This is a genomic window from Azospirillum thermophilum (assembly GCF_003130795.1).
GTDB classification, from domain to species: Bacteria; Pseudomonadota; Alphaproteobacteria; order Azospirillales; family Azospirillaceae; genus Azospirillum; species Azospirillum thermophilum.
This window is the reverse complement of record NZ_CP029352.1, coordinates 324,015-345,091: the sequence shown is the minus strand read 5'-3', so window position 1 is coordinate 345,091 and position 21,077 is coordinate 324,015. Positions and strand designations below refer to the sequence as shown.

The 21,077-nt window shown below is 66.8% G+C and carries 26 protein-coding genes; 21 read left to right on the top strand and 5 right to left on the bottom strand.

Annotation, left to right across the window (positions count from 1 at the left end):
• Positions 1 to 36: 36 nt before the first annotated feature.
• The 4 genes from DEW08_RS30580 (at position 37) to DEW08_RS01465 (ending at position 1,767) form a co-directional block, all read left to right on the top strand.
• Entirely contained in the window at positions 37 to 462 is a 426-nt protein-coding gene (locus DEW08_RS30580) for a hypothetical protein (protein WP_146214611.1), read from the top strand.
• A gap of 52 nt (positions 463 to 514) precedes the next feature.
• Positions 515 to 688: a hypothetical protein gene (locus tag DEW08_RS30955; protein ID WP_168220227.1), complete on the top strand. Its 174-nt coding sequence runs from the start codon at positions 515 to 517 to the stop codon at positions 686 to 688.
• A gap of 79 nt (positions 689 to 767) precedes the next feature.
• Positions 768 to 1,559 carry a phage antirepressor KilAC domain-containing protein gene (locus tag DEW08_RS01470; RefSeq protein WP_168220226.1) on the top strand — a complete coding sequence of 264 codons (792 nt, stop codon included), beginning with the start codon at positions 768 to 770 and terminating at the stop codon, positions 1,557 to 1,559.
• A gap of 7 nt (positions 1,560 to 1,566) precedes the next feature.
• Complete coding sequence (locus DEW08_RS01465) at positions 1,567 to 1,767, top strand: hypothetical protein (RefSeq protein ID WP_109323859.1); 201 nt, start codon at positions 1,567 to 1,569, stop codon at positions 1,765 to 1,767.
• A 35-nt stretch (positions 1,768 to 1,802) separates the two neighbouring features.
• Here DEW08_RS01465 and DEW08_RS30575 read toward each other — a convergent pair whose 3' ends face one another.
• Positions 1,803 to 2,336: a hypothetical protein gene (locus tag DEW08_RS30575; protein ID WP_146214610.1), complete on the bottom strand. Its 534-nt coding sequence runs from the start codon at positions 2,334 to 2,336 to the stop codon at positions 1,803 to 1,805.
• 123 nt (positions 2,337 to 2,459) lie between these two features.
• Between DEW08_RS30575 and DEW08_RS01460 the strand changes: the two genes are divergently transcribed.
• The 10 genes from DEW08_RS01460 to DEW08_RS01415 all read left to right on the top strand — a co-directional run bounded on the left by DEW08_RS01460 (position 2,460) and on the right by DEW08_RS01415 (position 12,851).
• Positions 2,460 to 5,825 carry a phage tail tape measure protein gene (locus DEW08_RS01460; RefSeq protein WP_109323857.1) on the top strand — a complete coding sequence of 1,122 codons (3,366 nt, stop codon included), beginning with the start codon at positions 2,460 to 2,462 and terminating at the stop codon, positions 5,823 to 5,825.
• Positions 5,798 to 6,121 (top strand): hypothetical protein, encoded by a 324-nt coding sequence (locus DEW08_RS01455; RefSeq protein WP_109323856.1) that lies wholly within the window; start codon positions 5,798 to 5,800, stop codon positions 6,119 to 6,121. Before DEW08_RS01460 ends, DEW08_RS01455 begins: the two co-directional genes overlap by 28 nt.
• 38 nt (positions 6,122 to 6,159) lie before the next feature.
• Positions 6,160 to 7,002: a hypothetical protein gene (locus tag DEW08_RS01450; protein WP_146214609.1), complete on the top strand. Its 843-nt coding sequence runs from the start codon at positions 6,160 to 6,162 to the stop codon at positions 7,000 to 7,002.
• A 41-nt stretch (positions 7,003 to 7,043) separates the two neighbouring features.
• Entirely contained in the window at positions 7,044 to 8,696 is a 1,653-nt protein-coding gene (locus DEW08_RS01445) for a hypothetical protein (RefSeq protein ID WP_245986063.1), read from the top strand.
• A gap of 20 nt (positions 8,697 to 8,716) precedes the next feature.
• Complete coding sequence (locus DEW08_RS01440; RefSeq protein WP_109323853.1) at positions 8,717 to 9,910, top strand: phage head spike fiber domain-containing protein; 1,194 nt, start codon at positions 8,717 to 8,719, stop codon at positions 9,908 to 9,910.
• A gap of 6 nt (positions 9,911 to 9,916) precedes the next feature.
• Complete coding sequence (locus DEW08_RS01435) at positions 9,917 to 10,903, top strand: hypothetical protein (protein ID WP_109323852.1); 987 nt, start codon at positions 9,917 to 9,919, stop codon at positions 10,901 to 10,903.
• Between the two features lie 9 nt (positions 10,904 to 10,912).
• On the top strand, positions 10,913 to 11,512 hold the full coding sequence (locus DEW08_RS31495; RefSeq protein ID WP_181449414.1) for a hypothetical protein: 600 nt from the start codon (positions 10,913 to 10,915) through the stop codon (positions 11,510 to 11,512).
• Between the two features lie 3 nt (positions 11,513 to 11,515).
• Positions 11,516 to 11,842, top strand: coding sequence for a hypothetical protein (locus DEW08_RS01425; protein ID WP_109323848.1), 327 nt, complete (start codon positions 11,516 to 11,518; stop codon positions 11,840 to 11,842).
• A 136-nt stretch (positions 11,843 to 11,978) separates the two neighbouring features.
• Positions 11,979 to 12,170, top strand: a complete 192-nt coding sequence (locus DEW08_RS01420; RefSeq protein WP_109323845.1) for a hypothetical protein — start codon at positions 11,979 to 11,981, stop codon at positions 12,168 to 12,170.
• A gap of 36 nt (positions 12,171 to 12,206) precedes the next feature.
• Positions 12,207 to 12,851: a glycoside hydrolase family 19 protein gene (locus tag DEW08_RS01415; protein ID WP_109323844.1), complete on the top strand. Its 645-nt coding sequence runs from the start codon at positions 12,207 to 12,209 to the stop codon at positions 12,849 to 12,851.
• Between the two features lie 366 nt (positions 12,852 to 13,217).
• On the opposite strand, the gene DEW08_RS01410 is transcribed toward DEW08_RS01415, so the two are convergent.
• Positions 13,218 to 13,478 (bottom strand): hypothetical protein, encoded by a 261-nt coding sequence (locus DEW08_RS01410; RefSeq protein WP_109323842.1) that lies wholly within the window; start codon positions 13,476 to 13,478, stop codon positions 13,218 to 13,220.
• Between the two features lie 156 nt (positions 13,479 to 13,634).
• Between DEW08_RS01410 and DEW08_RS30950 the strand changes: the two genes are divergently transcribed.
• The 4 genes from DEW08_RS30950 to DEW08_RS01395 all read left to right on the top strand — a co-directional run bounded on the left by DEW08_RS30950 (position 13,635) and on the right by DEW08_RS01395 (position 17,753).
• Complete coding sequence (locus DEW08_RS30950; protein ID WP_168220225.1) at positions 13,635 to 13,796, top strand: hypothetical protein; 162 nt, start codon at positions 13,635 to 13,637, stop codon at positions 13,794 to 13,796.
• Between the two features lie 327 nt (positions 13,797 to 14,123).
• Positions 14,124 to 15,311: a site-specific integrase gene (locus DEW08_RS01405; RefSeq protein WP_168220224.1), complete on the top strand. Its 1,188-nt coding sequence runs from the start codon at positions 14,124 to 14,126 to the stop codon at positions 15,309 to 15,311.
• A gap of 121 nt (positions 15,312 to 15,432) precedes the next feature.
• Complete coding sequence (locus tag DEW08_RS01400; protein ID WP_109323838.1) at positions 15,433 to 15,636, top strand: hypothetical protein; 204 nt, start codon at positions 15,433 to 15,435, stop codon at positions 15,634 to 15,636.
• 152 nt (positions 15,637 to 15,788) lie between these two features.
• Positions 15,789 to 17,753, top strand: a complete 1,965-nt coding sequence (locus DEW08_RS01395; RefSeq protein WP_109323833.1) for a replication endonuclease — start codon at positions 15,789 to 15,791, stop codon at positions 17,751 to 17,753.
• 368 nt (positions 17,754 to 18,121) lie between these two features.
• Here DEW08_RS01395 and DEW08_RS01390 read toward each other — a convergent pair whose 3' ends face one another.
• The 3 genes from DEW08_RS01390 to DEW08_RS01380 all read right to left on the bottom strand — a co-directional run bounded on the left by DEW08_RS01390 (position 18,122) and on the right by DEW08_RS01380 (position 19,281).
• Positions 18,122 to 18,418: a hypothetical protein gene (locus DEW08_RS01390; RefSeq protein WP_109323832.1), complete on the bottom strand. Its 297-nt coding sequence runs from the start codon at positions 18,416 to 18,418 to the stop codon at positions 18,122 to 18,124.
• 226 nt (positions 18,419 to 18,644) lie between these two features.
• Complete coding sequence (locus DEW08_RS01385) at positions 18,645 to 18,959, bottom strand: hypothetical protein (RefSeq protein ID WP_109323831.1); 315 nt, start codon at positions 18,957 to 18,959, stop codon at positions 18,645 to 18,647.
• Positions 18,937 to 19,281: a hypothetical protein gene (locus DEW08_RS01380; RefSeq protein ID WP_109323830.1), complete on the bottom strand. Its 345-nt coding sequence runs from the start codon at positions 19,279 to 19,281 to the stop codon at positions 18,937 to 18,939. The genes DEW08_RS01385 and DEW08_RS01380 overlap by 23 nt, the downstream gene beginning before the upstream one ends.
• A gap of 166 nt (positions 19,282 to 19,447) precedes the next feature.
• Here DEW08_RS01380 and DEW08_RS01375 point away from each other — a divergent pair, with 166 nt between their 5' ends.
• The 3 genes from DEW08_RS01375 to DEW08_RS01365 all read left to right on the top strand — a co-directional run bounded on the left by DEW08_RS01375 (position 19,448) and on the right by DEW08_RS01365 (position 21,058).
• A complete protein-coding gene (locus DEW08_RS01375; protein ID WP_146214608.1) occupies positions 19,448 to 19,741 on the top strand; it encodes a hypothetical protein in 294 nt (97 codons plus the stop codon).
• The gene (locus DEW08_RS01370; RefSeq protein ID WP_109323825.1) at positions 19,738 to 20,160 is read left to right on the top strand and encodes a hypothetical protein; all 423 of its coding nucleotides are present in this window, start codon (positions 19,738 to 19,740) and stop codon (positions 20,158 to 20,160) included. The genes DEW08_RS01375 and DEW08_RS01370 overlap by 4 nt, the downstream gene beginning before the upstream one ends.
• Before the next feature lie 91 nt (positions 20,161 to 20,251).
• On the top strand, positions 20,252 to 21,058 hold the full coding sequence (locus DEW08_RS01365; protein ID WP_109323824.1) for a DNA topoisomerase: 807 nt from the start codon (positions 20,252 to 20,254) through the stop codon (positions 21,056 to 21,058).
• Positions 21,059 to 21,077: the final 19 nt, after the last annotated feature.

The window sequence follows — 21,077 nt, the reverse complement described above, 5'->3', positions numbered from 1 at the left end:
TCCTTCGGGCCGAGGAGGGAAATACAAGTGAGGCGAATGGCCAGTTTCACCAAAGGACCATTCGGCTGCATCACGGCTAAAATAGATTTCGAAATCACCGCGGATGATAATGCTAAGGCTGTCAGGCCGCATTTTCACCTCTTCAACGAGCGGATGATCGTTGAGGATCGTGGCTACTATTTCACCAATAGTATTTCCGTTTTTGTGGGCGAGAGCGCACCTCATGAACAAATCACGCGGGCGATCATAGAAATTCAAGCCAGTTTCTATGAGGCGACGCAGCGCGTCGCTCTCAGAGCTGATGTTCTGAGCTTTCCGAAATGCATCAACGCGCTCTACCACATCGGGAGGGAGCGCGACGTTCTTGCGCGGGGGCGGCTTCGGCGTCGTTGTCATGATTGCGACGATACAGGTTCAGCAAAAATCGTCAACAGCATCAAAAAGCGTTGCGTCACGGATTAGCCCTAGCTAGATTTGTGATGCAACGTTGATGCATTGAATGATGAGGTCGCGAATGACACAGGATGCGACGGTGCGCAAGGCCCTGCTGATCCCGGCAGAGTTGGCACAGAGGGTCGACGACTATCGGTTCGAGAAACGCTTCAGGACTGACGCGGAGGCTCTGCGCAAGCTCATTGAAGCTGGGCTCAAAATGGAAGCGGCGAAGGCTGGCCATGTGCCGGCCTGAAATTGAAAAGCCGGTGATCGGGGAAGGCGCCAACCACGCCCCGATCACCGGCCTTGACACTCACGAAAGGAGCAAGTGCATGGCGACCAATATGACCCCGACCGGCGGCAATGGCAATGGCCGACTGGAGCCGACCAGCATCAACGGCGAGCCGCGCATCCGCGACCTCGACCTTGCGGCCCGACTCGGGTTTTCCGATCCGCACAAGATCCGCAACCTGATCGAGCGACACGCTGATGCCCTGGCGGCCCTCGGTATTTCCGCCACGGTGGCGGAAACATCTCCGAGGGGCGGAAGGCCCGGCAAGGCCCACTACCTGAACCGCAAGCAGGCGATCTTCATCACGGCGAAGTCGGAGACGCCGGAGGCGACGGAGATCACCATCGAGATTATCGAGAAGTTCGACGCCTATGAGCGCGGCGCGGTTGCGCCGGTGGACCCCATGGCCGTTCTGAACGACCCGGCGGCGATGCGCGGCCTGCTGCTGAACTACACCGAGAAGGTTCTGGCGCTGGAGGAGAAGGTCAAGGAGCAGGCCCCGGTGGTGGAGGCCTACGACCGCATCGCCAACGCTGAAGGCTCTCTGTCCATCACGGAGGCGGCCAAGGCGCTGCAGTGCCAGCGGATCAAGGATCTGACGGCATGGCTGCACGCCCAGAAGTGGATCTACCGTCGGGCGGGCAACAAGGACTGGCTGGCCCATCAGGACAAGCTGCGGGCCGGCCTGCTGGAGCATAAGGTCGCGGTGGTGCCGGACCATGTGAACGGCGGCGACCGGGTGGTGGAGCGCGTCCGGGTCACGCCGGCCGGCCTCGCGCACCTCGCCAAGAAGCTGGGCGCCCCGTCGTCCAACGGCCACACCCAGCACTGAGGCCTCCATGCAGACGACCTCCATGCCCCGCCGGGAGATCCTGGCGGGATCGGTGGTGGCTTGCCTCGCGGCGGCCACCACCTCCAGCGCCGCAGTCGCCGTCAGCGACCTGTCGGCGGACGAATGGCTCCTGATCCGGTCGTTCCGGAGCATGACCGATGAACAGCGGAAGGCGGTGCTGCTGATCGCCAGATCGCTGGCGACCTGAGAAGGGTGGGGCGGCTCTAAGGGGCCGCCCTATCCTCAGAAGGAGCGCTTTCCGGCTTCCATGCTCTCGTTCTTCTTCGCGACCTGCCGCTGCTCGACGACGCGCAGAGATGCCTCATCAAACATGTGCAGTAGCGACTTACCGCGATCTTGCTCCAGGACCAGCGGGCCGTTTGACATGTGCCATGTCCATGTATCGCCACCAATTTCATCTGGTCGACCGAATTTTCCGATTAACATGTCTCTTAACGCCTCAACATCTGCCCATTGTCCAGATAGTTCGAAGCCGGCCAGCTTGTCATCAAGGTATATCCAGTAAAGCCAATTCACGTACGCCGTGCCAATTTTATTTGATAGACCCTCCTTCTTAAGGCTTTTGTCGTTGCATCGCTTGACGCCGAGTTCGTTTGGTTTCTTGCACCAACCAATGGTGTCGTTAATATCAAGCGATGACTTCCATTTCGCCAATGGATCTCCGATGGCGTGCCCCATGAACGTGAATGGTTCGTCTGCCGCAGATGCCGAGACTAAGGGCAAGAATATGGCCGCTGCCGTCAGGATTGATCGCATAGCACGTCCTCGAGGTTGAAACCGTGCATCGTCGCCCGCAGGGCGGCGAGAGTCTACCCTTGGAAATCGAACCATCAGGCGCCCGGCGAGTCCGTGGCGCCTTTTTCTATGAGGAACCGGCCGATGGCGACGCAGCGCAACGAGATCATCACCGTCCTGTCGATCGACGCGCGCGATCTGGAGGCCAAAGCCGCGTCCATCACGTCGAGCATTGGCAAGCTGGAAGGGAAGATCGTTGACCTGACCAACGGCGTGCAGGGCTATTCGACGCAGGTCGACAACGCCGCCAAGGTCACCGCGCGTCAGGCGTCTTCGCTGGAGGGGCTGCTCTCGGCGGTGGACCCGGTCTATGCCGCGCACAAGAAGCTGGCGGACGAGCAGGCGCGCCTCGAGAGCGGAATGAAGACGCTCTCCAACCAGTTCTCCGCTGGTCAACGCTCTGCCGAGGGCACCGCGTCGGCCACGGCCGTCCTGTCTGCGAAGTCCAAGGAGCTGGTCGAGATCCAGCGGCAACTGCGCGCCGGTCACCTCAGCGCCGAAGAGGCCCTGGTGAGGGTCCACCAGACCATGACCACGGCTGCCGAGACGTCCAAGGCGATGGCCGGTGCATTCAAGCTGTCCTACGAGAGCCAGCAGGTTCTCCGGTCCGGCGTCATCAACACCTTCCAGAGCATTTCGGCTGGCCTGCCCATCGGCCAGACCCTATTGACGCAGACGACGCAGACGGCGCCCGCCTTTGCCGAGATGGCGAAGAACGCCGGCCTCTCGACCACGGCGATGATTGCACTTGGCGTGCCCATGGCCGCCGCCGTAGCGACAATCGGCTCGGTCGCGCTGAAGCTGGTCCAGGCGTCGAGCGAGATGCGTTCGTTCACGGCGGCTCTGAAGGCGGGAAGCCAGCAGGCCCAGGTGACGGCGGCAGACCTGGAGGGGATGGTCACCGCTCTGTCGCATCGCGGGGTTGCACGCTCCGATGCCGTGTCGATCCTCAGCACCGTGTCGAGCGTCCAGCAGTCCCTCAGCAAGTCGCAGATCAGCCAGATTGCCGACCTCGCGCCGGACATGGCTGTCAAGTTCGGCGACGCCGCGGAGGCCTTCAAGAAGGCGGTTGGCTATCTCACGGCGGGTATTCCCGGCATCCGTCAGGCCTACGAGGAGACGGGGGCTCTGTCGCTCGCCCAGTACGAGGCCGCCCGCGCGGCCTATGAGCACGGCAATCGCACCCAGGCGCTCCAGATCGTCCTGGACGGCCTCAAGCAGAAGTTCGATGGGCTGCACCACGAGGCGCTGACGCCAACCCAAGCAGCTCTCGAGAACATCAAAACCGCATACGACGATCTGGCAACCACGGCGGCTTCTCATCCGATCACGATTAAAATTCTGACCACCGGAGGAGAGTGGCTGCAGGGGTTCGCCGATTTTCTGAAGAACCCGAGCCCTGAGCAGTTTGCGAAGTGGCAGCTTGGCTCCAACCCGATGTTCGGGGGCGGGCTGATCCAGGTGCCAAAGGGTCCGGAAGTCACGTCCTCTCCGCAAAGCCATGAGCAGAACGGGCATGGCGTGCTGCCCCCTCTGGCCCCTGCTGGAACCCCTGTTCCTGGCGTCAAGCCGTCTGTGTTGTCGAACGGCATGACGCCGAAGGAGGCAGGAGAACTCTCGGATCTCCGCCACGCCAACGACCTGTTGGCGCAGGCCATGAAGAAGGTGGGAGCAGAGCGCCAGATCGCCGTGGCAGGGGCACAGGCGTACACGGCGGCCATCAACGCCGGCAAGTCCCCGCAGGCGGCGCAGAATGCTCAGCTTGAGGCTGAGCGCATGGCCCGTGTCCAGCTTTCGGCTGCCATCGCTGACCAGACGGCGCAGATCACCATCCAGGCCCGAGAGAGCCTGAACATGGCTGACGCCTACATGCAGTCGGCAGCGGCCGGCGAGCGCGCGGCGGCGATGCGTCAGGCGCAGCTCGACAGCCTGCAGAGCTGGATCGACGTCGAGACCCGCTACCGGCAGATCCTGAACGAGCGTGCGGCCACCCAGGCGGCCACATCGGCGCAGGCGCTGCAGACCTACCAGCAGGAGGTGGCTGGCCGGGAAGCGGTGGCGAACGCCACGATGCAGGGGGTGGAGGCTGGCTACGCGGCTGAGATGGCCGAGAAGGTCCGGATCGGCACGCTGACCGAAACGATCAAGCTGGAGAACGCCTCGGGGGAGACCGCGGAGAAGCTGCGGAAGATCATCGAGGAGAAGACCGCGGCCATCCTGGACGACGAGCGGGCGCAGAAGAAGCAGCAGATTGCCCAGGCGATCCAACAGCAGAAGGACCAGTTGGAGCTTGGCCAAGCCCAACTACGGCTTATGGGGGCATCGGCTGAACAGCGGGCGGTAGAGATCGCGCGTCTCCAGGCGATCATCTACCTGCGCAACCAGCATCGCGACATCATGGATGCTGAGAGCCAAGCCTACATCAAAAACGCTGAGGCCATCGCCCGGCAGTCGCTCGAAACTGATCGGTTGCAGGCGGCCTATCAGGAGCTGGAGCGGTTCGGCGATCAGGCATTTTCGTCGGTCATCGACGCCGTGGTGAAGGGCGGGGACAGCACCAAGACCTGGGCGAATGCGGTCAAGGGGCTGGCGACGGAGTTCCAGACATTGGCGCTCAAGATGGCGGTTCTGAACCCCATCAAGAACGCGGTGTTCGGCACGAACCTCCCGACAGCGGCCGACTTCTTCGGAGGAGGCTCCATCGGCCTGTCGCGCTCGTCCGGCACCGCTGCAGCCGGCGGGACTGGTGGTATGGGCATGCTCGGCACGCTCTCGAACATCGGCTCGCTCGGCAGTCTGCTGGGCGGCGGTGGCGGCATCGGGCAGTCGATCATCTCCGGCGCGTCGGAGGCGGTGTTCGACCTGACCGGCTCGGCCGGCCTGTCGCAGGGCATCGGCCTGGGCCTCGACGCCTCTCCCTGGGGCATCATTGGCAGCCTGGGCGCCAATCTGCTGGGCTTGGGCGGCAAGGGCGGCATCGGCGGCATGGTCGGCGGGACCCTCGGGTCCGTGGCCGGCGGCGCGCTTGGCGGCACGATGCTTGGCGCCGAGCTCGGCATGGCCGCCGGCCCCATCGGCGCGGTGGCCGGCGCGTTCCTGGGGACGGTCCTGGGCGGCATGTTCGGGCCTGGGAAGTCTGTCGGGCCGAATAGCGCCGTCGCCATCGGGTCGGGCGTCGGGAACAGCTTTGGCGTGCGGAACGCCCTGGCGGACAATGGGGGATCGACCGACGCGGTGCGGCAGGTTGGCGCATCCGTCGCGTCGACCATCAACGCCGCTCTGACCGCGGCGGGGCGACCAATACGCAGGAGCGTGTCATCCCCGAGATCCAGTATTTCGAGGAGGGCAATAAGTGGTTCATCAACCGCGGCGATAACAACCGGACCGAGTTCGGCGATCCTTCCTCTGCCGCAGCGGCGTTGGTGTCCGAGGTGCTGCAGGGCATCCTGACGGACGGCACCACGAAGTGGGCTGACGGGGGCAACCCGGTCATCGCCCAGAACATCCAGAAGGCGCTTCAGGCCAGCATCGGCCTGCCGGTCGAGCAGCTGGTCGCGAACCTCCAGCTCGCGGCGACCGACTTCCGCACGGCGTTCGACCAGGTGGGCAAGGCCCAGCCCGACCAAGTCGCCGCTGCTGTGGCCTCGGTCGCCCAGTCCTTTGTTGCAGCCCGGGACCGGGCGCGGCAGCTCGGACTGGCGATCGATGGATATGCGAGAGCGCGGAGCGGGCGACCGGCCGGCTGATCGATACCGCGATCCGCGCCGCCCGCGGACAGGGGTTCGTGGATCAGGCGATGTCGATCCGCTCCACCTTCGAGGCGGTGGGGCAACAGCTTCTGTCCACCGGTCAGGACGGGAGCAAGGCCGTCCTGCTCTATGGCGCCCAGATCGTCAATCTGGTCAACAGCCTAGGCGATGATCAGGCTGCCGTGAAGAACTTGGAGATCCTCGCCGACGCCATGCACGGCGTGGATGACGTGGCGGAAGCCTTCGCGCGACTGCGCAAGGAGCAGGTTGAGAGCGTCATCGCTACGACCAAACAGGCAGAGGCGCTGTCCAAGCTCAACGATTGGCTGCTGAGGAAGGCGCTCGGGGACAGCTCGTCGCTCTCACCGAGCGCCAAGCTGACCGTGGCGCAGGGTGCTTTCGGCGATGCCGTGGCCGCCGCGCGCGTGTCGGGCGACATCGCCGCTGCCACCGCGGCGGCCGATGCCCTGTTGTCCGCATCCGCCGCGGTGATGGTCAAGGGCACGGCGCAGTATGCCGCGCAGGAGCAGTGGATCCGGGCGTCGATCTCCAGCCTGGGCCATGCCCTGGGCCTGCCCGGGTTCGCCGCCGGGGGCGATTTCGGCGGCGGTCTCCGCATCGTTGGCGAGCGCGGGCCGGAGCTGGAGTGGACCGGCCCGTCTCGGATCTTCTCGGCCGACCAGACCCGGCAGATCCTTGCCGGCGCCGCCAAGCCGGAGGTCCCGGCCGTCACGGTCAACGTGGATACCGGCGCCGTCGTGCGGGCTATCGGCCAGTCGACGGGCGAGCTGCGTGCCGAGATTGCCCGCCTCCGGCAGGAGGTGGCGGAACTGCGGGCCGAGCAGCGCAGAGCGTCCAATCTGTCGATGGTGGCGTAATGACATTGGGAACCACTGCTTGGGGCGTGGTGGCGTGGGGTGTGCGATCCCACGCCGCTCTACCGGCGCCTGCCGCCTTCACCGCGGCGGCGCAGGACAGCCTGTGCGACGCCGTCTTCCTGGTCGAGCTGCAGCCGGCTACCGGAGCGGAGGTCGCGCCGACCTACAAGCCGCTGACCTGGGGCACCTGCGCTTGGGGGACGCTGCCCTACCCGCAGCCGGCGGCGCCATCCATCCGCCTCGACCTGTCGGATAGGGACTGGACCAGTCGCCCGGACGATGTTCGGCCGAACGTCCATTTCGAGGGGAGGTGCGAACCGCCGCAATTTGACCGCTCAATCCCCATCGTTCCGGGCTCCGGTCGTGCGGCGGTCAGCATCGGCGAGCTGCAGATCGTCAATGCCGACGGCATCTACGACAGCTACCCGGACGCCTACGCCATCGACGCCGCGCCGATCCGGGTGGCGGTGCTGCCGCGGCGGTCGAGCCGGTACAGCGACGCCGGCACCGTCTTTGGCGGGCAGGGGCTCGATTGGTGGGCGGACGGCTCCCTCCACATCCGGATGCGCGACGCCGGTTACCTCCTCGACGTGCCGCTCCTGTCGCTCTACGGCGGGACCGGCGGGGCGGACGGCGGGGCCGAGCTGACGGGCAAGCCGATGCGGCAGAGTTACGGCCTGTGCCGCGGCGTCTCCGGCGACCTAGTGTCGCCCGGCCTGCTGATCTACCGTTGCCACGACCGCCTCATGCAGGCGGTGGATGCCGTCTACATCTCCGGTGCTCCGGTGACCTGGGACGGCACCGTCTATACCAGCTATGCCGCCCTCGGGGCCGCCACGGTGGCGCCCGGTCGCTATGCGGCTTGGCTCGGCTCGGACGGCTCGGGCTGGCGTCTCGGCACGTCGCCCGGCGGCACCGTCACCGCCGACGTGCGGGGCGATGCTGTCGGCGGCTACGTTTCCGACACCGCCGGCGTGATCCGGCGGCTGCTGGAGCGTGGCGTCGCCACCAGCGCACTTGCCCTGTCGTCCTTCGCATCGATGTCGGCCTACCTGCCGGGCACCATCGGCTATCACGTCGGCGAGCAGAAGACGATCGCCGCCGCGGCTACCGAGGTCGCGGTCGCGGCGGCCTGCTGGTGGGGCGATGCCGGCGACGGGCTGCTGTCGGTCGGCCGGTTGGCCTCGCCGCTGGGCGGCGGGCTGGCGCTCGGTCCGGAGCAGATCGTCGATGAGGTCGAGCCGGTGGCTCTGCCCGACGACATCGGCCCCTGCGTCTGGCGGGTGGAGGCTGGGTACCGCCGAAACTGGATGCCCCTGTCCGGGACGGATATCGCCCCGGTGCCGACGATCCCGACCGAGGACCGCCGGCAGGAGCTGGCGGCGCAGTCCCGGCGGGTGACGGTGGGTCTGCCGGAGCGGCAGCGCAAGTCGCCGCTCGCCAAGGCTCTGACGCTGGATACGCTGTTCGATGCCGAGGCCGACGCCACGGCGCTGTGCAACAACCTGCTGACCCTCTACCCGCCGGGACGCCGCTACTACCGCGTCCCGGTCGGCCTGGCCGGCTATCTGCCACGTCTAGGCGACACCATCAGCGTGACATGGCCCCGCTGGGGGCTGGCCGGCGGAAAGCCCCTGCGGCTGGTCGGGCAGCGCGCACAGGGCCGTCGCGTCGATCTTCTCTGTTTCGGCTGATCACACATAGGAGGTGCCGCATGGGCGGCTTGGTGGATATCCCGCTGTCGCGGCTCTCGTGCCTGCGCAGCGGAACGGCGACGCGCGTCAACGCGTCTGGCCTGATCGAGGTGGTGCCGGCGGATACGCCGCGGATCGACTATGACCCGGTGACGCTGGCGTGTCGGGGCTTGCTGGTGGAGGAAGGTCGGGGGAACCTCTGGACCTACTCGGCTGACCTCGCAAATGCGGCGTGGGCCACATCTAGCGCCAGCGTCGCGGCCAGTGCCGTCACGGCGCCAGATGGAGGCGCCGCGCAGAAGTTGCTGGAAGCCAGCGGCAGCGCGGTGGAGCACTCCCTCTTCCGGGTGCGAACAGGATCGACCGAGACCCTGACCGCCAGCATCTACGCGCGGGCCGCTGAGCGCAGCCGGATCCAGATCTACTTTGCCAACTTCGCGTCTTCGACCGCAGCGGCCCTGTTCGATCTGTCGGCCGGCACGGTGGCTGCACAGCCTGTCGCCAGCACCGACTACACATCGCCCTCCGCGGCCATCGCCCCGGCCGGAAATGGCTGGTACCGGTGCAGCCTGACGGCAACCAAGGGCGCGGCGAACACCGCGACGGCAGCTATCTTCTGTCCGCACGACGGGACTGGAACGGTCTACGCCGGCGATGGCTCCTCGGGCCTGTATCTGTGGGGGGCACAGCTCGAGCTCGGGGCGTTCCCCACGTCCTACATGCCGACGACCACGGCGACCGTGGCGCGCAGCGGCGAAGCCGTCTCCATGCCGCTGGCCGGCTGGTGGAATGCCTCGGCCGGGACGCTGCTGCTGGAGAGCGCCTATGAGGGCCGGCTCCCTCCTGGCGTGTTCGCCGCCGCCGCCTGCCTCGACGATGGCACCTTCGCCAACCGCATCATGCTGATGGACAACCCCGGCGCCGGCCGCGGCCTGGCGGTGGTAAAAAACGGAACGTCTCAGGCGCTCGAATACGGCCCTGCAGCGACTATCGGAGCGGTCACGCGCGAGGCTGCCGCCTGGGCGGTCAATGATTTCGCCTACTGCACGGGCGGGGGCTCTGTGTTGACGGACGGGCTGGGGCAGGTGCCGGCGGTGACGACGCTGCGGCTCGGCTCCATCGTCACTGTGCCGGTCGGAGCCCGCCACATCCGGCGCGTCGAGATCTTCTCGCGCCGGCTTCCGGCCGCCGACCTGCAATCCCTGACCGCGTGAGGCACCATGGCGAACAACTGCCTGCTGTCGTGGGTCAACCACCTCGACGCCGCCGCCACGACGATCGCCACCAGCTCGGCCGTCGAGGGGCTGGGTGTGCGGCGCCTGCAGGAGCCGCAGGTCCGGCGCCGCATGCGGACCGCCCCGGGGGTCTCCTCCGTCAGCCTGTCCATCGACTTGGGAGCCGAAAAGGAGGTCGGGGTGCTGGCCGTGCTGCAGCCCGACGATGCCGGCTGGATCGATGAGGATGGGGAGGCGGTGGGCACAATGGCGGCGGCCGACACGATCCGGCACCGGCTCGGCCGGCGCGGCGCTGTTCTGTCGCTGGACTTCACCGCCGGCAGCTACCGCGAGTGGCAGGAGGGCGCGGCGATCGGCTGGGGGGCCGGGACGGAGACGCTGTACGACAGCCTCTATCAGGGGGCTGTCGCCACCACTGGCCCGGCGCTGTCGCTGGACTTCACCATCGGCAGCTACCGCGAGTGGCAGGCGGACATCGGCAGCGGCATCGTCGCCGGCTATGGCCTGCACGCGCACGTCCTGCCGGCGGCCGTGCAGGCCCGCTATTGGCAGGCCGACATCGCCGCTCCGTCGCTCGCCGCCGTTCCGGGATACCTCGATCTCGGCCGGCTGTGGGTCGGCCCGGCTTGGCGACCGTCCAACAACTTCGACTTCGAGTGGACGGACGCCTGGGATGACCTGTCCGAGGTGACGGAGGTTCGCCGCTCAGGGCTGGACTTCGTTGATCGTGGCCCGCGGCGCCGGGTGCTGACCTTCGCCTTCCGCGCCCTCTCGGAGCCGGAAGCCAAGGTCGCCATGAAGGAGCTGGGGCGGCTCGCCGGCACCTCCGGGCAGGTGCTCTTCATCCAGGAGCCCGGCGGCCCGTACCAGGGCTATGAGGCCATTATCGGGCGACTCGTGGAAGTCTCCCCCATCACGCAACCGAATTTCGCGCTTTACGAGCGCGTGTTCCAGATCCGCCAATCCCTTTGAGGATCCGACATGCTTTATGATCGCGTGGAGCAAACCACGAGCACCACGGGGACGGGCACGCTGTCCCTGATTGCCCCGACCGACGCCAGCCGGCGCGGCTTCGTCCAGGCGGCTGGCAGCGGGAAACCCGTCTTCTACTGCATCGAGACCATTGACGGCCTCTCCTATGAGTATGGGTACGGCACGGTGACCGCCGGAACGCCGGACACCCTGACGCGCACCCCCATCGTCAGCAGTAACAGCAACGGGCTGGTCAACTTCGGCGCGGGCACGAAGCGTGTCTATTCCACGCTCCCGGCATCCAGGGCCATCGTGGCAAGGGCGTGGTGCACCTTCGCTGGGGCCACGGGGTCTGTCATCGCGTCACAGAACATCGCGAGCGTGACGCGCAACGCTGCCGGGGTCTACACCATTGCGTTTGCCGCGCCGCTGTTCGACGGCGGCTATGCCTGCGCGGTCACGGCGGACGCAAGTGGCGGCCAATATGGGTTCGCCCCGGTGGTGAGCAACGGCGGCCGCTCGGCATCGCAAGTGTCGGTGCGGACCTTCGACAGCGCGGGCGCCGGGTTCGATTTTCCGCTGGTCAACATCATCGTCTTTGGGAGCTGACCCATGCCGATCATTTATGAGCAGGACGGTCGGACGGTCGTCGTCAACCCGGCGCCCGGCTTCGATCCGGAGGCCATCGCGGCGCAGGCGGTCCCGGCTGGCGTGGAATGGCGCATCGTCACCGATGACGAGGCCGCGGCCATCGTGGCGGCCGAGGTGTCCATTGCGTCGCGGCTGGCCGACATCGACCGGCGGCTGGCCGACATCGACGCCGCATCGGCCCGCCCGCTCCGCGCCGTGATCGTCGGCACCGCCACACAGGGGACCGCGACCGGCTGGCGGAGTTGGAGCAGCGCGCCCAGGCGCTGCGGCAGGAGCGGGCGCATCTGACCGCGCCCCCGGTGACCGATGGTCCGCCGGACGACGCGGAGCCCCCCAGCGAGCCGAGCGCGGACACCTGACCGCCCGCGACAACACTCCAATCCTTAGGCCGCCGCGCGCGGCCTTTTTCATGCTCGGAGGTCCTATGCCTGACCACACCGAACCGGCGGCCCGGCGCGAGGTCGCCGCCGCCCTGGATGCCTGCGGCGGCGACAAGGACGCCGCCCTCCTCCTGCTGGCCCACCTGCTGACCATCGCGAAGCGGGGCATGTGCGCCGGCTTCCTACACCACGGCACCAACAGCACCAACAGCACCAACAGCACCGGCCGGGTCTGATCCCGCCCCACCCCCACCCGCTCCTGAGAGGTTCCGATGAGCACCACCCTTGCGCTGCTCCAGCGCCTGTTCCCGGCTGGCCGCAGCCTGCCGGATTTCGCCGCCGCCCTGGACCGCTATGCCGCTGGCTATGGCGTCGACACTCCCCGTCGGCTGGCCGCCTTTCTGGCGCAGACCGGGCACGAGTCGACCGGCCTGACGCGCTGGGTCGAGGTCATGACCTACAGCACGGCCGGACGCATCCTGGAGGTCTTTGGGCAAAGCCGCCACTCCGCGGCGATACGGCCGGACGAGGCGCCGGCCCTGGTGCGCAACCCGCAGGCCCTGGCCGAGCGGGTCTACGGCCTGGGCAACTCGCGCAAGGCGACGGAGCTGGGCAACACGCAGCCCGGCGACGGCTGGAGGTTCCGCGGGCGGGGCCTGATCCAGGTGACCGGGCGCGCGAACGTTACGCGCCTCGCCGCCGCCGTCGGCCGGTCTGTGGACGCCATGCCCGACTGGCTGGAGACGCCGGAGGGGGCGACCGTATCCGCCCTGTGGTTCTGGCAGGTCAACCGCCTCAACCGCTTCGCTGACGGCGGCGACTTCGAGGGGCTGACCCGCGCCATCAACGGCGGGCTGAATGGGATCCAGGATCGCCGGTCGCGGCTCCTCGCGGCTCAGCAGGCGCTTGGGGTGTGACCGCCGGGTAGGTACGTTACCTCCTACGTCAGCCGAGCCACCTTTCGGTGGGCCGACGCCGGCCCGTATTGTCCGGTCGACACGACGGTCACTGCGCCAGGGTAAGGCCGGCATTTCCCGACATCAAGAACCACGCCGCCCGCGCCAGCTCGACCACGATGGTCAATCGGATGTGGACGGGTCCGGGTTCTGCCGGGTGCAGAGTGTGGGGTTGCTCGGCCCTAAAGGGGATCCGATAAGAGCGTCCATCGGGAGCCCGTTGAGTGGTCCCGTTGGGTGGTATTTCAGACCGCCCCCAGCGGCAGCGTCGAGTTCGGCATCGGTCAGGTCGGCGAGGCCGCCCAAAAAGCGGGAGAAGGTGGCAGGCTAAATGCCCGCCGCACCCGCGGCTTCAGCCTTCCGGCGGTTGATTTCCGCCATGATCTTCATGGCAATGCCTTTGGCCTGCATCTCGTCCAGTTTATAGGCGGTGGCTGTTGACGCTTGCTTGGACGATGCCGACGCGGCTTCGTACGCCTCAACGATATTCCAGATAGTGTTGCGTAGCTTCTCAAGTTTGCCGGCCGGCATGGCGCGCAGCTGTTCCTCAGTGACGTTGGCCGTTATCGACATGTGCTTCGGCTTCATGGCGCCCTCCCTGCTGGACCATCAGCGTAGCGGCTAGGCTCCGAATTTCAAAGTGAGACACTGCCACCGGTCCAAGTTTGTTGACACCTCGTCCCACCAGCCGCCCGGCATCCCGCCCAGCGGCTTTTCTCATGCCCGAAAGGAGGGGCAACCACAATGCGCTACATTCTCGACCGCCTGTCCGAGCGCTCAACGTGGCTCGGTCTCATTGCTCTGGCGTCCGCACTCGGCGTAGCTGTCACTCCGGATCAGGCTGCGGCAATCACCTCGGCCGGGACTGCCCTGGCCGGCGCTGTTGGCATCTTCACGAAGGGGTGATGTGCGCGGGGCGCCGCCCAGCTCCCGAGCGACGCCCCTATCCACATCCCCGCATACATCCCCGCATTTCCGTCAACCGAACCGATCTGAAGCCTTGCGGAACGGGAATATATACAGGATATTTAAAGAACAAGACGCGAATATGAACCTGACCTTAGCCCTCCGAAGGCAGAGGTCGTGAGTTCGAATCTCGCCGGGTCCGCCAGTTTTCCTTAGCAAAATCAACGCATTGGAAAACTGGCTTCCAGCCCAATCCCTCCGCCTTCGATTTTCTGGCACAGATCTGGCACAGTGCGCCGCATGGCACACCGGGCCGTCGGAGGCAGTATGGCGACAATTCGGGAAAAGGGTCCCGCCCAGTGGCACGTTCAGGTCCGCCGCAAGGGCTGGCCGACTCAGACGAAGACCTTCACCACAAAGAAAGATGCTGAGGCGTGGGCGCGGGCCGTCGAAGGACAGATGGACCGTGGACACTATGTGGACCGGTCCCCGGCCGAGAAGACCACTCTCAGGGAAGTTGTCGAGCGGTACCTCGTCGAGGTGACCGACAAGCGCCCCGGCGTCGCTTCCCGCATCGCAGAGCGAAAGCGACTCGAGCGATTTCTCCGCGAAGAAGCCGACCTCTGCGCGCACGCGCTCGCCCACCTCACCCCCGACCACTTCGAAGCCTACCGCGACCGGCGCCTCACGCAGACTGCCAGCCGAGGGCAGCAGGGCGGGCGTGGACAGTATCGGCCCGAAGAACCGAGGGGGCCGAAACTCCGCAAGGACGGACAACCCCGTGCGAACGCCGCCAAGCCGAAGGCTCCGCCGAAGCCGCCGGGCACGATCCAGCCCGGCACAGTGAAGCGCGAGTTGACCATTCTCAAGCGGGTCATCGACCACAGCAAACGCCGCCTTGGGCTGGCAATCAACCCGGTCAACGCGGAAGACGTCAAGCGGCCTGTGGTCAGCGACGAAAGGGACGTCAGGCTCAGCCACGAAGAGTTTGAGCGGCTCCTCGACGCTTGCCACGAGAGTCGGAACCCGTGGCTGGCGGCGCTGGTCGAACTCGCTTTTGAAACCGGTGCCCGGCGGGGCAGCCTCCTGCGATTGCGCTGGGACGACGTGGATCTCCGCGAGCGGTCGGCTCTCCTTCGGGCCGTAAAAAACAGCCGGTCACCGCACGAACGCTTGGATCAGGCTGTCGGCCTCTCGCCGCGTGCCGTCGAGATCCTGGAGGGACTGGCCCGCTCGCTCGACGGCCGGGTCTTCCCTACCACCGTGGACGCACTCAAGAATGCGTTCAACCGTGCCCGGGCGCGGGCTGGCCTTGAGCATTTCAATCTCCACGACACTCGGCACGAACGCGCGTCCAGTCTTATTGAAGCGGGCTGGAGCGACAGCGCGGTCATGGCGCAGACAGGGCACCGGGATCCCAAGTCGCTTAAACGGTATGTAAACTTGCGCAAGGGGCATCTTGCCGACGCTCTAGCTGCATTGCCTCCACGGCAAAAACGTCAACGAAATCCATAGACGTGAGCATAAGCGTTCGGCGTCCTCCTCGACAATCTCTCAGGTGACCTCAAGAGCAGCTTTCGCTACTGTGGCGCGCACTCCGCCAGGAGCGGAGGTTGCGAGATATCAAGGAAACACAATGCCCGACTTGCAAGGATACAGAATTGTAGAGCTCTTCGAGTACAGCCACGAGGAAGGAGAGTGGGTCCCCACTGGTCTTTATGCCATCGTCCACCCGGACGGCACGCTGCTCGACGGCACGTACCCGAGTCCCGAAGCGGCAGCAGCGGCCATCGAAGCAATCCTCCAGCTTGACGCTGCCCCTGTCCCGGGAAAGAAGTAGTTGACTGCTCCGAGACGTATGCCAAATTGAAATGAAATCGGCCGGTCATCGGGCGCCAACCCTACCGGCCGAAATCATCATCAAGGTGGTTCCAAGATGATATCCGTTGACGACGTTGTCAACTACGAGAATGGCGCCCCGATCCGGGGCGCTTGAGCGGGCGGCTGCATAGACAACACGCCAACACCTTCTTCACAGACACCACTTCCAACAAGTTTACTTGCCTACCTAGCTCCGGCTTACTCGACGGCTGGGACGGCGCGCCCGCCGACGATCCGGTCGACGCGGCTGTCGACGCGCTCGAAGCTGCAGCCGAGGCCGCCCACGAAGCCGCCGGGCGGCCTTGGCGGCTGCCCGACGAGCGGCCTGCCGAAGATGGCATCCCCGATGCCGACGATGCGCTCGCGGACATTGACCGGCTACCCGTGCCGTATCGGCTGCGACTCATGCAAGGGGCAGGCCGGGCGGCCGGGTGGCGCGGCCCGATCCCCGGCGCTGACAAGGTCCTGCACTCCGGGCTGGAGTATCGGCCCGTCGGGTTGGCGACGGCCGAAGAATGGCGTCGCCGGGAAGACCACGACCGCCTCCGCGAACTGGCGCATGCCGTCGCTCGACGCGCCGGGGCGCTGGGGCAATACGTCGATGGGCTGGCACTGGCGATGCTCACCGCTGACGGAGACGCGATCCACTCCGAAGCGGAGCGGCGGGCGCACGCGGCGCAGGCGCAGGTTCGGGCCGTCCGAGCGACGGGCGGCCCCGGCGAACTGACGCCGAACGAGCGTCGAGCCATGTGCCCGCGCGCTCAGCGGCGGCGGCTGGCGCGTGAGATCGACCGCACCGACGCCCACGTCAGCGCCATCCTCGGCGCCGTCGGCGGGCCGCGTCCGCCGAAGGGGAGGCCGGACCCGCGGCAGGTCTACGTGTCCGACTGGACGCTCGCCCGTTGGCGCCACCGGCAGGAGCAAGGACGCAAGTTCCTGGAGCAACAGCAGATCGTCGATAAGGCGACGGGCGAAGTGATCTGCTCGGCCGCCGAAGCGGCGGACAGCGGACAGCGGTTCCGTCGGGCGACGATGATCGCGCTCGTTCACGGCCTGCGCGAGATCGCACGCCGGGACGGCCTGGTGCCGGTCGCGATCACGCTGACGCTGCCGCCGGAGTACCATCCCGCTCCTGCGCTGGGCCGGAACGGATATGATCCGGCGATCACGCCTGCCGCCATGTTCGGCGAGCTTCAAGCCCGTTGGCACCGCGTCGTCGCCGTCCTCCGGAAACGGCGGGTCCGTACGGTGGGCATCTGGTTGCCGGAGCCGCACGAGGATGGCACACCGCACCGGCATGCGATCCTGTGGGCCGCGCCGGAGGGGATTGACGACCTGCGAACAGCGGTCGAAGCGCATTTCCCCGGCCGCCGGGCAACCGACTTCCGTGTGCTCGACGAGCGCAGCGCGGCGCAGGTCCAGACTTACGTCCTAACTTACGCCTTGAAGATGACGACGGAAGCGCCGACCACGAAGGCCGAAGCTCCGGACGGCGAGGAACACCTCGGAACGTCATTCGACCGTTTCCGCGCGTGGAAGTCGGTGTTCGGCGGAGCTCGTTCATGGGGCTTCATCGGCCTGCGCCCGGGTACCGTCGGTCGCTGGCGCGACCTATTCCGGTTGGCCCAGCGCGTGGAGCGGGGCGAGAAAATCGAATGCACACGGACCCGCGTGATCCTGCGCGCAATCCAGCGCCAACACCATGCGACGGCCTTGCGGCTCATGGGCGCACTCTGCGACACCGCGGAGCGCGGGGAGCGTGCGACGGAGATCGTGGGGGTCTACGAAGAGCGGCATACCGCGTACGGCGACGTGGTGCGCCTCCGGGTCGGCGTCCGTAACACGCGGACGGGCCATGAATGGCGGATCAAGCGCGAGGGAATCGCATTGGTTCCCGTGCGTCGGGTGGGGGTGGTTGCAGTTGTTCTGTCTTTCCCAAGGGGGGACCGCCCGGGCGGGCAGGACGGCCCGCTGGTCCCCGGCGCAGGGCCGCCCCCGGCCCCAGAGGCGGCCGGAACCAAAAATGAGGACGTCAGGGAAGGCCGCACAACAGCGAATGCAGGGTCGGCTTGGTGATCCAGCGTCGGGGCGCGCCACAGCACGTGCGGTGCCGTCCACATTGTGCGGCCACCGATCGCCGGCCGGGACTAGACGAAGGCCCCCGTCGCGCCGGGGCAGGCCCCAGCGCAACAGGAGGACGGGTTCCGCTCCCCCCTCCCCGCCAGGGCGGGGACCTCTCTGCCCCTCCCCCCAGGGGGAGGGGCTCCGAGGGCGCCGGGCGGCGCGACTGTGGGAGTCCTCGGCCACTGGACGCCGCCCCCGCTTACCACATGTCCACAGCCCCCTCTGATGCGCTGTGAAGGGCGCGAGGGGGGCTATGGGCATGCTCCGCTTCGCTCCGGCCCGGCGGCACGCCGGGCTGGAAAGCGGGGACGGCGAGCGCGCTACCCAGCGTCGGCCGCGTCGAACGGGTCGATAGCCGCTTCGACGCGGCCACCGACGTACGACACGTCGGCGGCGAACTCCCCGAACCGGGCGGCGAGGCCCTCCTCGACCTCGCCAAGCAAGAGTCCATATGCCAGCCCGGCCGCGATTATTTCGGCGGCGGCGTCGCGGGCTGCACCCGCCCCGGCGCACGAGTAGACCACGACGTCGGCGTCCCGGCGCGCCCGGCCGGACGCGACGAGTTCGGCCGCGTCCGGGAAATGGTCGAAGCGCAGAGCAATTTCTTTCCAATCCACAAGATTTACTCCGTTGCTGTTTGCGAAAACGGAGTAAATCAAATGAGTTTTCGCGTCAACATGAATTCAGAAACCGACTTATTGACCGGACCGACAAGAGCAAGCATAGTAATGTTGACAATTAGTTCTCGGTGGATACTGTCCTTCCCCTGAGCGTCGCCTGTCATTGTCCACCAAGGACAGATGCCCCGCCGCCCCGACGCTCTGCGGCAGCATGCCGCACCCACTACGCCAGAGCGGCCCCGGCAGCGCCGCTGTAGACGCTCCAGAGCACCGCCTCGACGACTCCGGCCAGCCACCCCGCTTGCCGTCCGAGCGCCTCGGGGTCGGCGACAATCCCGACTCCGAGAGTGGCCACCGCAGCCACGGCGCGGTAGATGGCTGGTGCGAGCGCCGGTCTCATCCCGCGCCAACAGCCGACTGCCGCCACACCCGCCGCGACGGCGAGCGCAACCGACGCCGAGGGCGCCAGTTCGGCGACCACCGCGACGACCCCGGCAAGCCCGGCGGACCCGGACTCAGCCAGCGTGCCCGCTTTCAATCCAGCCTCCCTCGGCCGCGCCCTCGATCGGCCCCAGGGCAGCGGAACCGACCGTCCCGAGGACGAGATCTCCGGCCCCGGGATCTCCCGTCGCGAACAGCGCCAGGTCGCGCTCGCCGAGCACCCGCCCGAGCGTTTCCACGAGCAGTTTCCGCAGCCTGGGATCTTGCCGGGCCGCGCTGAGGAGAGCCGCGCCGACGACGATCTTGCGGCGGGCATCGGCCTTCCGCGCACTCTCAGATTCCGCACGCCTGGCGGCGGCTATCTGTTCGTCCAACCGCGCGCGCCGCTGGAGTAGCGAGGTCAACTTCTCCGTCGTCAAGTTGCTCTCCGTCAAGAACCTGTAGTTGGCTTCAAGAAAATAGGTTGCGAACTCTTGACCTGAAAGCAACTTAGAACTCAGCGAACTGAGTTTATCGAAGGCGCGGTTAAGCAAGTACTTCGTACTTGCCCGCTAATAAATGGTTTTCTACTGGGAGAGTAGGATCATGAGTGGACTCGAATACACAGAGGTAGGCGAGTTTCCGCAGCGCGCTATCATACACGGTGACGGCGTTACCGTCCTCACCGTCGTTCACCGGCGCGGTGATGTCTTCATCGGCCGTTGCTTCGTCCATGTCCCAACCCAAGACGGCTGCGGATACCACCTCGGCGACCTCGGGTACGAAGCGACGAGCGACGACTTAGCCGACGTACGTCGGGCCGTCGGCGGGCTGGCACTGACCTTGGTCAACGACCACGGCCTGTTCGAGCCCGCTGTCGAAGAGGAGGGTCGGCAATGAAGCTCGCCGACTTCGACCTCTTCGTTGTAGACGGCTGGCTACCGCCGTGGCCAGGACCGGCCGACCTCGTGATGCACTACGCCGACGGCTGGGAAGCGTTCCAGCGCGCCGACGCCGCGTTCAGCCTCGCCGTTCTGGACGCTGAGGCGGAAGGCTGGCCGCGCCCGAGCCGCGTCCTTGACCCCGCCGAAGTGGTCCCCGACGACCTCTCGGAACGCGCGCGCGCAGCGTGGTGCGGGGGCTGGTGCGAGCGCATGTACGCCTACCTCGTTATCAACGAAGCGGTGCAGCGTGGCGTGGTGGACCCGGACCAGCTGTTCGGGGTCGCCGCTCAAGCCATTGAGGAATTCCGCGCGAGGAGTTTCGGCTCCGCTCCCCGGAACCGTCGTGACCGACGCAGCCGGAGGCGCCGCAGGTGAGGCCGCCCGCGATGCCGTGGCGGCCGGCGATCGACGCCGCGCACGCCGTCCTCACCGACCGCACTGTCGCACGCTCCCGCCGGAGGTATTTATGACCACATCCTACGTCCCATCCGTCCTGTGCTGTCATACCAACGGCGCCTTCAAGGCGACCTGGATCGTGCCGAGCGGCTTCGAAGAGGGCATGGACCCCGAGGGCCGCCTCGTCGACCGCTCCGTGGCCGAGCGGATTGCCGACAAGGTCGCGGGCCGGAGCGGCTCGGTGGAGTGGCGCAGGATCGACTTGGTGCGCCGTGGGCCGCCCCTGCCCTACTCCCTTCCGGCGCTCCAAGAGGAATGTCTTCGGCTCAGTCTGTCGGCGCAGCAGGTCCGCGACGCTGTCGTTGCGCTGCACGACGCCGGACTGGTGTCGAGTCCCGGTGCCACCTGCCGCTACCTGCCGAATGCGCTGCGCGCCGAGGTGCCGACTATCGTCGGCAACCTGAAGGGGACGCAGGCGCTCGGAGGGATCGCCGAGGGGGCCAACCTTGCCCTGAAGTCGGCGGCGTGGGATGACTCCATGGTCTCGGACCACCACGGGATCGTGCCTACGGTCGAGGCCACGCAAGCGCGCCTGGACGGCCTCAGCGACGCCCAGCGCGACGTCTTCATGCTGATCGCCCGGGCGTTCCTGGCACAGTTCTACCCGGACGTGCGCTACAAGGCGCTGTCCGCCGTGGTCGGCGTCGAGGGCGAGCGGTTCAGGGCGACGGGGTGGCGACTGGTCGACCTCGGCTGGACCAAGGTCTACGGCGCCGAGGAGAAGGACGAGGACCAGGAGGACCAGGCGGTGCTACAGGTGGCCGTCGGCGATTCGGTCCAAGTCGTCGCAGCCATGTGCGGCAAGCGAGGCGGCTGACGTGTCGCCCCGTCCGCGC

What these genes read in the sequence shown, in the direction of transcription:
- DEW08_RS30950 (WP_168220225.1), top strand. Translation starts at nt 13,635, where the DNA reads ATGCGCTACATTCTCGACCGCCTGTCCGAGCGCTCAACGTGGCTCGGT.
- DEW08_RS01365 (WP_109323824.1), top strand. Translation starts at nt 20,252, where the DNA reads ATGACCACATCCTACGTCCCATCCGTCCTGTGCTGTCATACCAACGGC.
- DEW08_RS01465 (WP_109323859.1), top strand. Translation starts at nt 1,567, where the DNA reads ATGCAGACGACCTCCATGCCCCGCCGGGAGATCCTGGCGGGATCGGTG.
- DEW08_RS01400 (WP_109323838.1), top strand. Translation starts at nt 15,433, where the DNA reads ATGCCCGACTTGCAAGGATACAGAATTGTAGAGCTCTTCGAGTACAGC.
- DEW08_RS01370 (WP_109323825.1), top strand. Translation starts at nt 19,738, where the DNA reads ATGAAGCTCGCCGACTTCGACCTCTTCGTTGTAGACGGCTGGCTACCG.
- DEW08_RS30955 (WP_168220227.1), top strand. Translation starts at nt 515, where the DNA reads ATGACACAGGATGCGACGGTGCGCAAGGCCCTGCTGATCCCGGCAGAG.
- DEW08_RS01420 (WP_109323845.1), top strand. Translation starts at nt 11,979, where the DNA reads ATGCCTGACCACACCGAACCGGCGGCCCGGCGCGAGGTCGCCGCCGCC.
- DEW08_RS01460 (WP_109323857.1), top strand. Translation starts at nt 2,460, where the DNA reads ATGGCGACGCAGCGCAACGAGATCATCACCGTCCTGTCGATCGACGCG.
- DEW08_RS01425 (WP_109323848.1), top strand. Translation starts at nt 11,516, where the DNA reads ATGCCGATCATTTATGAGCAGGACGGTCGGACGGTCGTCGTCAACCCG.
- DEW08_RS31495 (WP_181449414.1), top strand. Translation starts at nt 10,913, where the DNA reads ATGCTTTATGATCGCGTGGAGCAAACCACGAGCACCACGGGGACGGGC.
- DEW08_RS30580 (WP_146214611.1), top strand. Translation starts at nt 37, where the DNA reads ATGGCCAGTTTCACCAAAGGACCATTCGGCTGCATCACGGCTAAAATA.
- DEW08_RS01440 (WP_109323853.1), top strand. Translation starts at nt 8,717, where the DNA reads ATGGGCGGCTTGGTGGATATCCCGCTGTCGCGGCTCTCGTGCCTGCGC.
- DEW08_RS01415 (WP_109323844.1), top strand. Translation starts at nt 12,207, where the DNA reads ATGAGCACCACCCTTGCGCTGCTCCAGCGCCTGTTCCCGGCTGGCCGC.
- DEW08_RS01405 (WP_168220224.1), top strand. Translation starts at nt 14,124, where the DNA reads ATGGCGACAATTCGGGAAAAGGGTCCCGCCCAGTGGCACGTTCAGGTC.
- DEW08_RS30575 (WP_146214610.1), bottom strand. Translation starts at nt 2,336, where the DNA reads ATGCGATCAATCCTGACGGCAGCGGCCATATTCTTGCCCTTAGTCTCG.
- DEW08_RS01375 (WP_146214608.1), top strand. Translation starts at nt 19,448, where the DNA reads ATGAGTGGACTCGAATACACAGAGGTAGGCGAGTTTCCGCAGCGCGCT.
- DEW08_RS01410 (WP_109323842.1), bottom strand. Translation starts at nt 13,478, where the DNA reads ATGAAGCCGAAGCACATGTCGATAACGGCCAACGTCACTGAGGAACAG.
- DEW08_RS01470 (WP_168220226.1), top strand. Translation starts at nt 768, where the DNA reads ATGGCGACCAATATGACCCCGACCGGCGGCAATGGCAATGGCCGACTG.
- DEW08_RS01435 (WP_109323852.1), top strand. Translation starts at nt 9,917, where the DNA reads ATGGCGAACAACTGCCTGCTGTCGTGGGTCAACCACCTCGACGCCGCC.